The organism is Streptomyces sp. NPDC033180, assembly GCF_055577645.1.
On the sequence record NZ_JBVIPU010000002.1, the window covers coordinates 67,838 to 81,710 of the forward strand.

Annotated in this window: 12 protein-coding genes and 2 pseudogenes; 6 read left to right on the plus strand and 8 right to left on the minus strand. The window is 67.8% G+C overall.

Annotated features, from left to right (window positions below):
* Positions 1-24: 24 nt before the first annotated feature.
* The 4 genes and pseudogenes from ACZ5WE_RS06880 to ACZ5WE_RS06895 all read right to left on the minus strand — a co-directional run.
* A pseudogene (locus ACZ5WE_RS06880) lies at positions 25-354 on the minus strand (transposase family protein); the annotation flags it as partial.
* Positions 355-539: 185 nt separating this feature from the next.
* Positions 540-1,049 (minus strand): DUF5956 family protein, encoded by a 510-nt coding sequence (locus ACZ5WE_RS06885; protein WP_467685036.1) that lies wholly within the window; start codon positions 1,047-1,049, stop codon positions 540-542.
* Positions 1,050-1,133: 84 nt separating this feature from the next.
* Positions 1,134-1,883 carry a hypothetical protein gene (locus ACZ5WE_RS06890; RefSeq protein ID WP_467685034.1) on the minus strand — a complete coding sequence of 250 codons (750 nt, stop codon included), beginning with the start codon at positions 1,881-1,883 and terminating at the stop codon, positions 1,134-1,136.
* 1,170 nt (positions 1,884-3,053) lie between these two features.
* The gene (locus ACZ5WE_RS06895) at positions 3,054-3,860 is read right to left on the minus strand and encodes an alpha/beta fold hydrolase (RefSeq protein ID WP_467685032.1); all 807 of its coding nucleotides are present in this window, start codon (positions 3,858-3,860) and stop codon (positions 3,054-3,056) included.
* A gap of 99 nt (positions 3,861-3,959) precedes the next feature.
* On the opposite strand from ACZ5WE_RS06895, the gene ACZ5WE_RS06900 reads away from it, so the two are divergent.
* From ACZ5WE_RS06900 to ACZ5WE_RS06915, 4 genes and pseudogenes are all read left to right on the plus strand, one after another.
* The gene (locus tag ACZ5WE_RS06900) at positions 3,960-4,910 is read left to right on the plus strand and encodes a LysR family transcriptional regulator (RefSeq protein ID WP_467685030.1); all 951 of its coding nucleotides are present in this window, start codon (positions 3,960-3,962) and stop codon (positions 4,908-4,910) included.
* An 825-nt stretch (positions 4,911-5,735) separates the two neighbouring features.
* Positions 5,736-5,927, plus strand: a complete 192-nt coding sequence (locus ACZ5WE_RS06905; protein WP_467685028.1) for a hypothetical protein — start codon at positions 5,736-5,738, stop codon at positions 5,925-5,927.
* 31 nt (positions 5,928-5,958) lie between these two features.
* Positions 5,959-6,474: pseudogene (locus ACZ5WE_RS06910) on the plus strand (IS5 family transposase); the annotation flags it as partial.
* A 161-nt stretch (positions 6,475-6,635) separates the two neighbouring features.
* Entirely contained in the window at positions 6,636-7,622 is a 987-nt protein-coding gene (locus ACZ5WE_RS06915) for a hypothetical protein (protein ID WP_469157281.1), read from the plus strand.
* Between the two features lie 162 nt (positions 7,623-7,784).
* Here the strand turns inward: ACZ5WE_RS06915 and ACZ5WE_RS06920 are convergent, their stop codons facing one another.
* Positions 7,785-8,807 (minus strand): GNAT family N-acetyltransferase, encoded by a 1,023-nt coding sequence (locus ACZ5WE_RS06920; RefSeq protein WP_467685204.1) that lies wholly within the window; start codon positions 8,805-8,807, stop codon positions 7,785-7,787.
* A gap of 319 nt (positions 8,808-9,126) precedes the next feature.
* On the opposite strand from ACZ5WE_RS06920, the gene ACZ5WE_RS06925 reads away from it, so the two are divergent.
* Positions 9,127-10,152, plus strand: coding sequence for a GntR family transcriptional regulator (locus ACZ5WE_RS06925; protein ID WP_467685026.1), 1,026 nt, complete (start codon positions 9,127-9,129; stop codon positions 10,150-10,152).
* Positions 10,153-11,209: 1,057 nt separating this feature from the next.
* Positions 11,210-11,614 (plus strand): YunG family protein, encoded by a 405-nt coding sequence (locus ACZ5WE_RS06930; protein ID WP_467685024.1) that lies wholly within the window; start codon positions 11,210-11,212, stop codon positions 11,612-11,614.
* 168 nt (positions 11,615-11,782) lie between these two features.
* On the opposite strand, the gene ACZ5WE_RS06935 is transcribed toward ACZ5WE_RS06930, so the two are convergent.
* From ACZ5WE_RS06935 to ACZ5WE_RS06945, 3 genes are all read right to left on the minus strand, one after another.
* Complete coding sequence (locus ACZ5WE_RS06935) at positions 11,783-12,862, minus strand: helix-turn-helix transcriptional regulator (RefSeq protein WP_467685022.1); 1,080 nt, start codon at positions 12,860-12,862, stop codon at positions 11,783-11,785.
* Complete coding sequence (locus ACZ5WE_RS06940; protein ID WP_467685210.1) at positions 12,820-13,170, minus strand: hypothetical protein; 351 nt, start codon at positions 13,168-13,170, stop codon at positions 12,820-12,822. The genes ACZ5WE_RS06935 and ACZ5WE_RS06940 overlap by 43 nt, the downstream gene beginning before the upstream one ends.
* A 67-nt stretch (positions 13,171-13,237) precedes the next feature.
* Complete coding sequence (locus tag ACZ5WE_RS06945; protein ID WP_467685020.1) at positions 13,238-13,687, minus strand: MarR family winged helix-turn-helix transcriptional regulator; 450 nt, start codon at positions 13,685-13,687, stop codon at positions 13,238-13,240.
* Between the last annotated feature and the right edge of the window lie 186 nt (positions 13,688-13,873).

Here is a 13,873-nt window from a genome sequence, read left to right on the forward strand (position 1 = left end):
AGGGGCGGCACGCCGGCCGGGCAGATGGCGGCGGATACCGAACCGGTCCAGCAGCCCGTGCGAGGCGCGCTGGCCCCACTCGGCGATCTCGGTGATGGTGCGGGCGCCGGAGACGACCGCGCACGCGCAGATCAGCAGGACGCTGACCAGCGGGTACCAGCCTCCTCGTCGTGAGCGCGGGTCGGGGATGCGCTGCAGGTGGCGGAGGTGGTCGATGTCGGGATCGTCGAGGGCCGAGTTAGGCCAGGACGGCGGGGACCGGGGAGGATGACCGGGAGGTGACGCTGCGGGCTCGGGACCTCTTGGTGATCCGCTGGCTTGGAAACCCACGGTGATCACTGACGCCCGTGCCATGCCCGTTCTGTCGCACCGTCAACTTCCGGTGTGCTGAGGATGGTCTACGCGATCCCGGAACTTGCAACCGCCCTGCCGACGGCAGACTTCGAATGCCGACGCTCGGCCGCCGGCGAACCCGCCGCAAGGAGCGGGGGCGATGGGCAGTGAAGGGGCGGGAAGAACACAGCCTCGACTGAGAGCCTCTACAGCCCGCGAGGGAGATTGTAGAAATGGCGCACGGCCGTCCCGATGACTGCAGCGGTTTCGTGGGCGCGCGGGGCGTGGGAAGCCAGCTCCCGCTCCCCCTCGGTGATGGCACGCCACAGTTCATCCAGTGGGCAACGTGCGGGCACTTCGAGGAACCAGGCGAACCCCTGGGGGCGGGCCGGGAGGCCTGCTTCGGCGAGGAAGCTGTTCGCTGCGTCTTCGATGATGTCCTGGTCCGCTTCGGTGCGCGACACTTCGCGGCTGCTTTCCGGACCGGCACCTGTGACGCGGGTGTGGACGGTGTGCCAGCCCGGCTCGTCGCGCACCCGTAGTGCATGACGGGGGCCCGCATACCAGCAGGCGGTCATGTGCCAGCCGGAGTCGCCGACTTGCTGGAACTCGCGGCCCTCGTGGAGGAGGGTGGCGAGGCCGGGGCCGGCGAGCAGGGAACGGGGATCGGGGACCGCGAGAGCGGGGAAATCTGTCCAGGTGTAAGCGGCTGGCATCACGGTTGTGCTTCCTCGAGAACGGTAATGCCCCTCCCCCGGGTTTTGCTGACGGAGAAGGGGCTTTGGGACCTTACAAGAAGGTCACTCCTCTACGTAGCAGGGGTCGTCGCCCCAGCAGTAGAAGTAGGGGGTCTCGAACAGGATGCCGCCTTGCGGCGGGTATCCGGTGGGCCGGAACGTGGCGCCGAGGCTGTGGTAGTACTCGTTGGAGTTGTCCAGCCGGTTTCCTCCGGTCGGGCCGTCACTCCAGGACGAGAACTCGTCGGGCAGGAAAGCGCCGCCCATGTTCTTGGTGCCACAGGCGGTGTCGGGCCACCAGGCGATCTCTTCCCAGCACTGGGTGGTGATGCTGGGGAAGTACAGCGACGGACCCCCGTCGAGCTGCAGGCTGGTGGTCAGGCGAGCCTGGCGACCGTTGAGGTTGTTCCTCAGCGTCGCGTCGAAAGTTCCGACGTTCTCATCGCCGTAGCCGTACCAGATGTTCGCCTTGGTTTCGCTGGTGTAGTCGTTGATGATGCGCGTGCACACGCCGTACGGCTCGCACCACTCATCGGTCGGGGCCGCCTGGTCAGTGGAGACCACCGGCCGCATCTGCTTGTTGTCCTTGGCGAGGTGTTCGACCTTGCCGTTGACGATCAGGTCCGAGCCCATGCAGGCCCAGGATGCGAGATTGCGTTCGTGCGCGGTGTCCACGCAGGTCTTCGTCGGTCCCTTGGGTGCCTCGGTGACTCCGAAGTCCCCGCCCGAGCCGGCGGGTGCCGCGCTCACTGTGGCGGCCGTGAGCAGGACCGCGGCCAGCGCGGAGAGGATGATCGTGAAAGCCCTTCTCAAGATTCCCCCTTTTCCGTTCCACGGCATACGAGGTGCCGTGGTCTGATGCTTCGGTGCAGGCATGTTTCTTTGGGTGTCGCATCTGACGAACGCCGATATTAGTGGCCGCAGATGCCGCCAAACAGGACGAATTTGCGTCAACAGGCCTTGCCCCACGGACTGTTCGGGGCAGGTGGTGCCGAAAAGGCGTCGCTGAGCACGGGGCTCTTGCCGGCAAGACCTGGGCGGCTCCCTGGTCGCCGCGCCGGCTGCGGCGACCACCTCAGCCCGGCCTTCGAGCCGACACAACCGCTTGTGCTCCCAGCGGGTCCGAGCAGGCCCCCTGGGCGCCTGACCTGGGCGAGGGGCGCAAAAGCGAAACTCACAGCAGCCCTTGCCGAAGCTGCACCGTCTGCCCCAGACGCAGCTGGAGCTGGAGCAGACGGGTTTGGGGCCCTGAGCGTTGATGCGGGCGAGCCAAGCCGTCCCGGACTCAACATCCGATGCCCATCGTGGAACCTGTCGGCGTTCCAGGCCATCTTCCCGGCCGTTAGCGCCCGCCCGATGCGGGCTGCCTGGAAGAGCACGCCTTTCCCGGGTGGCTGTCCGACTCGCCGCACCCTGCAAGGCCGGTGGGGCTCGGGTCGGTTCGGATGCGCAGGAACCGTAGCGGGCGCCGGTATCTGCCCCGGTCCACGGCGGTGCCGGCCCGGAACTCAGCGACGGCATCGGGCTGCACTATCTGAAAGACCAAGTCCCCACGGGTCCCCCAACCCGTGCTGGACCGGATTCCACTCCACGGATGCTCCAAGCCCCCCGGCATGAGCCGGCCCGCGAGCTCGCGGCGAGCGGCGGCCGACATGGGCGTCGTACGGGCGATGAGCCGAAGACGGTGCTCTCGGATGTAGCGTCCGAGCAGGAGCGAGGTGGGCGCGTCCAACACCAGCATCCACAGCGGACCGAGCACCCTGGAGGCGAACAGAGAACGCAGAGCTTCCAGCCGCTCACGGTAGGAACGCGTGAGCAGGGGCTCCCCCTTCAGGGCGGCTGGGGTCACCTGGGCAGGTAGTGCGGGAACCGGCAACCCTTCCCGGGTTTCCTTATGCGACCGATGGTCGCGCGACTCGGTGAACGTTGCCGGTCACAGCACTAGAGTTGCCGGTCACAGCACTAGAAACGAGGCAGTAGCCGTCAAGACTGTTCTGTGAGGAAGGCCACCACGGCACCCAGGAACTCCGCCTCCCCTTCGACGTTCGCCATGTGCACTGTGGGCAGGACGGTGAACCGCGCGCCAGGGACGGTCGCGGCGAGCTCCTTCCCGTGGTCGGCGGACGTGACGGTGTCGTGCTCGCCCGCGATGACCAGTGTCGGGTTGGGGATGAGTGTGGCCGTGCGGCGCAGGTCGTAGTCGCGCACCGCAGCCCAGCTCCCGGCCACGCCCTCGCGTTGCGTGGCGAGCAGGGTGCGGCGGAAGCCCTCGACCACCTCGTCGTCGCCTCCCAGCATTCGGGCCGGGAACCAGTTGTGCAGGAACCTCTCCGCAGTGACCTGCATGTCGGGGGCTTCCAGCAGTTCGGCGATCGGTCGATCCCACTGATTCGCCGGGCCGAGGTAGGCGGCGGTGTTGGAGAGCACCAGGCGGTCGACGCGCTCCGGAACGTGGATCCCCAACCACTGCGCGACGATTCCGCCCAGAGACAGGCCCAGCACGTGCACCCGCTGCAGGCCCAGGGCATCCAGCAGCTCCACCACGTCGCGCCCCAGCCGGTCCAGGGAGTACGGGCCCGTCGGGACATCAGAGGCGCCGTGGCCGCGCGCGTCGTAGCGCAGCAGCCGGAAGTGATCCGTCAGAGCCGACACCTGGCCATCCCACATGTGGAGGTCGGTACCGATGGAGTTCGAGAGCAGCAGCACCGGCTTGTTCTCGTCACCGTCGAAGCGGTAGGCGATGCGGACGCCATCGCCGGTGGTGATCGCAGTACGGGTCTGAGAAGGCATGTCAGCTCCAGTGATCTAGCGGCTATGCGCTCAGCCTACGAACACCATCTGCAGACTTCTATTACAAAGATTGGAAGAGCACTGTAGGTTTTCTGGATAATGTCGAACTTCACGCTCCACGAGTTGCAGTGCTTCAACGCCGTTGTGCTCGACGGCGGCTTCCAGGCCGCCGCCGAGCGGCTGCACCGCTCGCACCCTTCGGTATTCGCAGCAGTCGCCAAGTTGGAACGCCAGCTGGGCCTGGACCTGCTGGATCGCTCGGGCTATCGGGTTCAGCTCACCGAGGCGGGGCACGCCTTCCACCGCAAAGTGCGCTTCCTGCTGCACGAGGCCGAGGAGCTGCAGACCTACGCCGCGCAGTTGGCGATGGGCGAAGAAGCCGAACTGCGCGTGGTGCTCGGGGATTTGTGCCCACTTCCACCGGTGTTGGAAATGCTCAGCCGCTTCTTCGCGCAGTGCCCACAGACACGACTGCACCTGCAGTTCGAGACGGTCACCGGCCCCTGGGAGCGGCTGCTGGAGGACGAAGCCGACCTCATCGTGCACCGCGTCCCCAAGAGCGACGTGCGCATGGAGTGGATCGATCTCGGCCGCGTCGCGCTGGTGCCCGTCGTGGCACCCGGTTTTCTGCCCTTCCCTCCGGACGCCGACATCACACCGCAGCGGATGCAGGCCTTCACCCAATGCGTGGTCCGTGACTCGGCGCGGCATCCGTCGGAACAAGGCCATTTCCTGGTCGAAGGCGCGGCGCCCCGGAGCTCTGTTCCGGACCACCTCATGAAGAAGGAGCTGATCTTGCACGGCATGGCGTGGGGACACGTGCCGCGATTCATGATCGAGACCGAGTTGCGTGACGGAAGCCTTCTTTCCATCGCCGGACGGCACTTTCCCGGTGTGGTCGAAGAACTCTCGGCAGCTCGTCGGCGCGACCACCCACACGGACCGGTCGCCGACCAGCTGTGGGACTTCTTGGCCCGCCATGCACCGGTCCTACGGCCGACGCTGGGCCGTGTACCCAAGGCGAATGGAGCACCGGGACACCACAGGTGACATCGCCCGTTCTTCTCTGTGTGCCTCGCCGGGTGATCACCCGGACGATGGAACTGGAGTTCGCCCGAGGCGCATCATGAACGGGTGAACAACAAGCACTGAGATCTGCTCGTCCATGACGTGTCGGACGGGGGCCATTCCCGTCGGCGCAGGGGCGGCCCCCGTCCGGCACCTCTTCACGGACGATGCCAGGAGGCCGCTCCCTCCCGCGTAGCGCGCGGACCGGGTATCTCCGGAACTCAGGAACGCCCGTCGCTCTCAGGCCCGACGAAGCCTGCCAACACGGCAGCCAGCCGCATGGGGGCATCCAGTCTCGCCAGGACTGAGAAACTGCCACTCAAGCGCTCATGACCGATCTCATGGCCCGCCGCCTCACCGGCGAGAACACTGTTCCCTGGCATGACGCGACATCTCCGGGTCAAAACCGCATCACAGTATGAAACATCCGGGGAGAACGACCTCTCACTGACTGTTCGGCACTGTTTCACGCCGATGCGTTGCGATCTGATGGCCCCGGCGTGGTGGGGTGGGAGGGGCCGGTGAGTAGCTCGATTGCAGTGTGCCGGAAGAGGGGAGTTTCGATCCGGCACCTCCTGTGCCTCATCCCAACTCGACTATGCTCCACGGCCTTTGCCCCCTGGCCGGGCCGTTCGCCGCACGGCACATCGAAAAACACGACCCCCTCCCCCCGGCCGCCCGACGGGAACTGCCGGTGCACGACTGTCGGCGCATCCACGTCTCCAGGCTGCGGTGGAGGCATCCGGCCGCCGCCTGACCGGCGTCGCCCGGGTCGCGAGAGCGCGCGCGACCCCTTAGACCGGATGTATGAACAACATCGACGAACAGGGCGAGCAGATCTTCAAGCCCGGTGAGATCGTCCCCGAGTCAGGGATCTACGAGTGCGAGTGCGAGAACCACGACCGGTACAGCACCGACGTACGCGGCCACCGCTTCCCTCCCCCGCACCAGGGGTGCACCGGCACCGGCTGGAAGCTCGTCACCACCGCACACGACTAGGCCGCCTCTTGTGGATCAGACGGTCGTTTTGATGTGGTGTGGGTGCTCGCGGGGCCTGAGCGATGGCCATTGGAGACTGATCGAGCCGCTACTACCGGACCGGACGCCTCGTCGGGACGGGCGGTGGACGGATCACCGGCGGGTGATCGACGCGGTGGGCGTACAAGTACCGCAACAACCTCGCCTGGCGTGACTTGCCGGACGAGTGCCCTCCCCGGCAGACGGTGTCTGACCGGTTCACCCGTTGGGCCCGCGATGCCACCTGGCGCCGCGTCCTCGTCGCTTTGCAGGCCCGCGCGGACGCGGACGGCGATCTGGACTGGCTGGTCAGCGTCGATTCCACGGCCGTCCGCGCCCGCCAACACGCCGCCGGTGCAGCGAAAAGGGGGCTCCGGCCGGTGAGCCGGACGACCACGCTCTCGGCCGATCCCGCGGCGGGCTGAGCACGAAAGTCCACCTGGCCGCCGACGGCCGATGCCGCCCGATCGCCTTCGTAGTCACCGCCGGACAAGCAGGTGACGCACCGCAATTCGAGCGTGTCATGTCGATCCTCGACTGCTGCCGGAGCCGACCCAGCGGGCCGCTGCCCTGCTGGACGCTTTCCGCACCCAGCACACCGGCCAGGGAATCCGGCTGCTGTCCACTTCGGAATTGCGGGCGCGGGAGATGCTCGGCTGCCTGCTGAGCTGGTTGGGCGCGGAGGTTCCCGTGCGGGAGAGCGACATTCATGCCGTGGCCGCGGCCCGCGGCCACGGGCCGTACACGGTGGCCAAGCCGACCAGTTTCCTCGACGGCCACGGACTCCTGACCGGTGACCTGGAGGCGCTGCCGGCCGGACCTCTGGGGCTGCCCCGGCCTGCCGTGGTGGCACCGCCGGAAGGGCGCCGGTCCCCTGCGGCCCGGGAGGCCGTGCAGGAAGCCGCCGTGCGGGCACGCATCGCCCGCCTTTCCGAGCCTCTGGCCTCCGAGATGGCCGCCTGGGTGCGGGTCATGCGTGGAGAGGCCTGCTACCGGCACCCAGCGGTGGGCTGGCGCCGCATCCGGCGCTACCTCTACATCACCTGGCCTGTCGTGCACACCTGGTCCGCCACCAGTGGAAGCCTGCGCGAGGTCACCGCCGACCAGGTGCGCGTCGAACTCGGCCGTCATTACGGCACCAAGGCCCGCGGCATCCATCACGTCATGCTCAGCATCTTCAGGGCTCTGAAACAGGAGCGGCTCATATTCCGCAATCCGATGGCGGGCCTGTCCCTGACCACGCCCGTCCGGCCCCCGGCCAACGTGCCCAGCGATCAGCTCAGCGGCCTACTGGACCGCATCCCGACCGCCGTGGGCCGCTTGGCTGTTGCCCTGGTCTGCATTCACGCCACGAAAGGCGCAGAAATTCGCCGTCTTCTCCTGAGCGACTATGCCGCCCCGCGCGGCACTCTCACCAACCGCAGAGGCGAGCACGCCCACACCCTCTACCTCGATCGCCTCACCCTCAGCTTGTTGACCGACTGGCTCAGCGAACGGACTCGCCGCTGGCCCGTCTCTCCCAACCCGCGGCGGTTGTGGACCGACCGCGTTTTGGACGAGGCCCGTACCAGCGCCGACCCTGTTCATCTGATCCGCCTGTTCGGCATCCACCCCAGTACCGCCATTCGCTACGTCCAGGCAGCCCACCCCGACAAAGCCCTGCCCCGGATCCGCTGACCAGACCGGGAGCAACACCTGCTGATCAGGGCTGTGTTCCTCGAGAAACTCGTTACGCTTTGCCACCGCCGACCCTGATCCTTGCGTCCTGCGCGGGTACACGCTCCCTTTCTCGCCTTCCGGCCGGGCCGCAATGGTGGCACCTCCGCCGTGGCAAGCACATCAGAAGGGCAGGCCCCGCAGGTCCACGCTGATGGTTGGATGAGGCAGACTGGCCAGGTCGTAGATCATGGTGATCAGTGGCGAGGTCCGTGCGCCGTCGGGCTGCTGGATGGTGACGGGCACGGAGAGCTGGCTCCATCCCAACTGCGTGTAGAGCGGGACCAGGTCCGGGCGGCAGAGCAGAATCATCGTCTCGGCGCCGGCCGCTCGCGCGTGTTCGACCACCACGCTGATCACCGTCCGGGCGATGCCCTGGCCTCGATAGGCGGGGTGCACCAGCACACCGCCCAACCCCGCAACGCGGCGCGGCAATCCGTCGAAAGCCACGTCTCGCAGCAGCCATCCCGCGGAAGCCACCGGCCGGCCTTCGGCGACAGCGGTGAGGGTGTGCTGCTTGTCAGCCCACACCAGACCGGGCCCATTCAGCCCGAAGGGGTCGGGCGGACCATCGCGGAGTACGCCAGTGTCATCCGGAGAACCGGGCCCCAGCGCATGGATCAGCTGGAGGTCCGCGCAACCGTCATCCACGACATGCTCCGCAGCGGCCGTGACGGCGGGCTCGAACCGGTAGCGCAAACAGTGCAGGCCACTGGACTGGACAGTCCCGTCAGGGTGGGCACCCAGGCGACGCAGTACCGCGATCGACGCCATATTGCCGGGCAGGACGAACGCGGAAACGGCAGGGAGCGACAGGCGGCGAAACGCCAGGTCCAGGCACGCACGTCCTGCCTCGCCAGCGATTCCACGGCCTTGGGCCCGTGGGTGGAGGGCGAAACCGAGGTCAACTCCGTGCTGGGCCCGATTACGCAATCCCACCCGGCCGAGGAACGCGTGCGTTTCGGCATCCCTGACCGCGAAGTCGCCGTAGCCGTGTCTGGCCCAGTGGGCGACGTGGTCGTCGCACATGGCCTTGGCCGCGGATCGGCTGTCCGCCCGGCCGGTCGCCAGCCATTGCATGACGCTGTCCTGACTGACTACGGCCTCAAAGAGATCGTCGCTGTCCCTGCGGCGGATCGGCTCCATCACAAGCCTCTGGGTGCGCAGAACGGGTCCACTTATCCGGGCCACTCAGCAACTCCTCTCGATCACGGACTGAAGGAGCGTACCCGGCGACTCTTCCGTTCCGGAGGCTGCGGTGGCCCGTTGGCGGCGGCCGTGGGCGCAACTGCGACCACCCGATCCTGTCGATGTACGCACTGCCAGGCCGCGTCTGCGTGGATGTGGTCGGGCTCGATCGGCGACTCCTGCACTACCTGGAAGGCTGGGGCTGACGACCACCCAGTGACGGGTGGGAGTGCTTCGCCCACTGTCCCGGTGATCACACGTCATCCAGAATGCGTCCATGGCGACCGGCGATCAGATCAAGTGCCTCCAGTTCGCTGCTGAGTTGCGCCGCGGGATCCGGGGCGGCACCTGGCCTCCCGGCAGTAAACTGCCGACCGAGGTGCAGTTGGCTGCGACCCACGGCCTGTCGGTCAACACCGTGCGGCGTGCTTTGGAGGTACTCGCTGCCGAGGGGAGCGTTGAGCGGCGCCAGGGTGTGGGCACGTTTGCGCGCCCAGTGCCTCGTCCACCAGGTGCGCGGCGGCGCATTGCGGTTGTGCTGCCTGAACGCGACTGGTACTTCCCGCCTTTGATCGCAGGCATCGAGGCGGCCGCAGCCCGTACCCGAACGACGATCGACGTGCACACCACCGGCTACGCCGACCGCGGCTGGGACCGGCTCGCCCGTCTTGCCGACCACCTGGCAGAGGCGGAGGGATTGCTCATCACGCACCCGGGCCCCGCCGACGCCGCCATTGCCACACGCACCCGCCTGTTGCGTGAACTTCCGCGGCCGTACGTCCTTTTGGAACGAGCGCCGTCTGGCATCGGTGACCCCAGCGAATACGTGTCCACCGACCACGCCGGCGGTGTCTACATCGCCCTCGCGCACCTGGCCGCACTGGGCCACCGCGACGTGGCGCTCGCCTGCAGGCCGAACTGTGCACCCAGCCGGGGCATATCAACGGGTTTCACAGAGGGAGCCGCCACACTCGGGCTGCGCGTGACTACCCAGCTGGACTGGCCACCGGTCACCGACTGGCCTCAGTCGCACCGGAGAAGTTCCGCCTCGGCTCGCTGGGCCTGCATCCTGCAAACGGACGGGCACGAGTTGCTCACCACTCCGTACAGCGAGCGTTGCCAGCTGCTGGCGGGCCTTTTCGCCGAGCGTCAGCTGGCTGCGCCCTGGACGCTCCGCCTCCGAGACGACCGACACGGTGACCGCACGTGTGTGGTTTCACGACGTGGACTGAAGTGCCTGGCGTGGAAGGCCTGGTGGTGCGTGGCAGTCGCCAGCGCTACCTGCATGGGGCCCGAGCGCTGATCAAGGTGCGCCGCCGGGATACGACGGAGGCCATCATCGGCGCCATTACCGGAACGCCAGAACGCCCCCCGGAGCCTGGTGCTGGGGCGCCTCGACCAGGGCGGTACGCTGCGGGTGGTCGGCGCCGCAGTACGCCGAACCCGGCCGTCTCTGGCAGCGCCCACACGTGGGCGGGCGTCCGATTCACCGCCTCGTGGTGATCGTGTACGCCGCTCGACGTCGTCCTGATGGAACCCGAGTTGGTCGCATAGATCGAGGACGACACCGCCCGGGAGCGGGGAGAGTGGCGACACCGGGTGCGGTTCGCCAGGCTGCGCACAGACCGGAGGTCGGCAGCGGTGCCGCCCCTCGAAGCACCAGGCTGACGCACGCTGCGGGCCAGCCTGACGTCAGCCGGTGCCCTTGGGCCAGGGGTCTTCGCCGAAGAGGGTGGCGCTTTTGCCCCGGGGGTGTTCGCCGCCGTCCTCGGCCACCGCATGACTGGTCTCATCTGCCGGGGCGATCCCGCTGCCTCGGGGCCACGGTTCGTCGCCTAGAGCGCCGACGTTCTCGTTGATCGGTAGTCCGGCAGCCAGCCTGCACTGTCCTGGTAGCCGTCGGTGCCGGCAGTGGCGGCGACCCACGGGGATTGCCCTGGTAGGAGGCGCCGACGACGCCGTCCTGACCGGAGGCGGGCGCCACCCCACCACCCCGGGGCCAGGGCTCCTCGCCGGCCGGAGCGACGACGCTGCCCCTGGGCCAGGGATCGTCCCCGGCGGTGGCGGTTCCGGCTGCGATGGCGATCTCACCCGCGAGGACGGCGACGACGGCGGCGACGGCGACGGCATACCGGATCGTGCTGCGCATGACTCCCCCGTGATGCTCGACAGCAGTTCCGTCACCGTGCCCGAGCACACCGACTTCGGGCAACTGTCCACGGACAGCGGGCCGTCCGGGTGAGCGGACTTTCCGGGTCTCTTGGGGGGAGACAGTTGATCTCCCTGCCCTCTACTTTTCGTCCCCCGGGTGGGGGTTCGTGCGGGGCCTCGGTGTCAGTGGCGGCTGTGATGCTGTCGGCATGATTCCTTGGAACCTGCTCGACCTTGACCGCTCCTTGCGTGCCAGCTGGGCGGCTGACACCTGTTCACCGGACGACCTTGCTCGTGCCGGCTGGCAGTCGGAGAACCCGGCCTGGGGCCACTGCGACATCACGGCCTTGATCGTCAACGACATCTTCGGTGGCGACCTCATGGCTGGCGAGGTGCACCTGGACGGGGTCCAGCACGGCTTCCACATGTGGAACCGACTGCCCGGCGGCATCGAAATGGACCTGACGCGCGAGCAGTTCCAGAGGGGCCAGAGCGTCACCAAGGGCCGTGTCGTCGAACGCCCACCGGGCCCTCTGCGCCGCTGGGACGAGTACCTTCTCCTGCGCAAGCGGGTCATCGAGCACCTCGGTTATCTGCCGGAGCCCGCCGCGTGAGCTGCCCGATGATCACCCCGGCTGGTTCAGTGGCCCCTCGAGCCGGCCCTCCCACCGGGTGGATTCACCAAAGCCCAGCGGGGGCTGGCGCCTCATTGCGACGATCAAAGCGGCAGGCGTCCGCCTGCCGCTCACCGACGCGAGGACGACAGCCGACGTTTCCTGACTTCATCCGGTCTCTGATCGCCCATTACGGGACTCACTCCCTGCATGCTTACCGGCAAGGCCGCCGAAGCCGCCCCCCCACCCCCACCCTGGAATAGCAGGAGATCCCGAACTCCTCACCAACACAGGCACGTTGAGGGGCCATACCCCCGGATACCCCGCCAGTCCTTGAGCGGCGGATGCTCGACCTGATGGCTTGGATTGCCAGTTCAAACGGCTGCCCGGGCTCATCTGCGCAACAACAGTGTTGCTTCGGAGCAGTCCCCACGTGGGTGGCACGTGCGCCAGTGCGTCTCGCAGTGCGGCACGGGAGGTCACACTCAGCTTGGAGAAGACCTGGTGCAGGTGGGTGGAGACGGTGCGTGGGGAGAGGAAGAGGCGTTCGCCGATCTGTTTGTTGGTGAGGTCGGCTGCCGCGAGCAGGGCGATCTCCCGTTGCTGTGGCGTCAATGACGCCGGTCCGGTGTTTCCGCCATGGCCGATGGACAGCCCGGTTGCCCGCAGTTCGCCCGCGGCCCGGTCCGCCCAGGGGCGGGCGCCGAGCCTTGCGAAGGTGTCGTGCGTGGCACCGAGGCGTACGCGTGCTTCCGTCGTGGCTTTCGCCCGTCGGAGGCATTCGCCGTAGGCGAGTTGGACCCGTGCGGACTCGAACGGCCAGCGGTCGGCGCCGGGTGCGGTGAGCGCATCTTCAAACAGCTTGGCCATGTCATCGTCGGCAGCGGTGACGGCCTCCGCCGCTTTCACGATCATGGCGAGCCGTGGCGAGAACTCGGCGATGCCGGCCTTCTTTGCCGCCCTCACATGGGCTGCCGCCTCTGAGGTCCGGCCCGTTCTGACCGCGGCCTCGACGAGATCCATGATGACGAACAGGGCCATAGGGACGTGAGAGGCGAGCTCTCCCGCTCGGGTGACGGCGGACGCGTGCCGGTAGGCGTCCTCGAACCGGCCTTGCCCGAGCGCGGACAGCGCCTTCGCGTGTGCGACGCACGACAGGAAGAATCCGACCCAGCGGGGTGTCGCCCACAGGGGCATCTCGTCGGTCAGCGTCCTTGTGGTGGCTTCGTCGCCGCGTGCGGCGGCCACCAGCTGGTCGGCGCGTCGGGACGCAGCCACGCCGAGACATCGACGGCCAGGACCAGGGCCCCTCCGCGGCCCTCGGCTACGGCAACATCGCCAGCGCCTCCCGCAGCCCGGCCACGTCGGTACGGCCACCTCGGTACGGCCACCTCGGTACGGCCACCTCGGTACGGCCACGTCGGTACGGCCACGTCGGTACGGCCACGGTTCAGGGCGTCGTACGACAGGTCCGCGATACTCACCCCGGAGCGGATGGAGCCGTTGACCGCGATCGGCATGCGATGGGGCCACACAAGTGCCGCGGGGTCTCTCACGCGGCGACCGTGAGTGCTTTACCCCTGAACAACCGCGTGCCACTCGAGTCCCGCGACGGCGCTGGCGTCAGGTGCGGCCGTCCTCGGTGACGGCGGAGGCAGCGGCGTTGTAGCGGGCGAGCAAGCCGCGCAGGGCCTTGACCTCGTCCGGGGGCCAGGCTTCGGTACGGGTGGCCACCTCGCGGTGCATCAGGGCGTCGGCGTGGGCGAGGAGTTCGCGGCCCCGGTCGCTGGGGTGCAGCAGCTGCATGCGGGCGTTGTCCGGGTCGGCCTCACGTACCACCAGGCCCGCGTGCTGCAGAGCGGTGACCTGGCGGCTGATCGTGGACTTGTTGATGCCGTACAGGCCGACCAGGTCGCGCGCTCGGGCTCCGTTCCGTTCGGCCATCTCCGACAGCAGGGAGTACTCGACGAAGCTCAGGTCCGGGTGGAGCCGCTCGGCGTTGGTCCGGAAACGCCGGGAGAGGGTCACCAGCTCGCGGACGAGTGCCGGCAGTTCTCGGTCGTTATCGGCCACGTGAATGTCCTTTTCTCGTGCGCGCCCGCATCGCGAGTTGCATTTTGCATCATCGGGAGTCCGGCATTACGCTTGTGTTGCAGAATACAACTCAATCTGGGTTACGCCTCGCCGCCCGACGCCCGAGAGCAGCAACCCAGTGGGCCGTATGGCGCATTCCATCTCTTTTCGGGGCCTTGGGGATAG

Excerpts from the sequence above, each read along its gene's own strand:
- ACZ5WE_RS06895 (WP_467685032.1), bottom strand. The coding sequence starts at position 3,860 with ATGCCTTCTCAGACCCGTACTGCGATCACCACCGGCGATGGCGTCCGC.
- ACZ5WE_RS06885 (WP_467685036.1), bottom strand. The coding sequence starts at position 1,049 with ATGCCAGCCGCTTACACCTGGACAGATTTCCCCGCTCTCGCGGTCCCC.
- ACZ5WE_RS06930 (WP_467685024.1), top strand. The coding sequence starts at position 11,210 with ATGATTCCTTGGAACCTGCTCGACCTTGACCGCTCCTTGCGTGCCAGC.
- ACZ5WE_RS06900 (WP_467685030.1), top strand. The coding sequence starts at position 3,960 with ATGTCGAACTTCACGCTCCACGAGTTGCAGTGCTTCAACGCCGTTGTG.
- ACZ5WE_RS06925 (WP_467685026.1), top strand. The coding sequence starts at position 9,127 with ATGGCGACCGGCGATCAGATCAAGTGCCTCCAGTTCGCTGCTGAGTTG.
- ACZ5WE_RS06905 (WP_467685028.1), top strand. The coding sequence starts at position 5,736 with ATGAACAACATCGACGAACAGGGCGAGCAGATCTTCAAGCCCGGTGAG.
- ACZ5WE_RS06920 (WP_467685204.1), bottom strand. The coding sequence starts at position 8,807 with ATGGAGCCGATCCGCCGCAGGGACAGCGACGATCTCTTTGAGGCCGTA.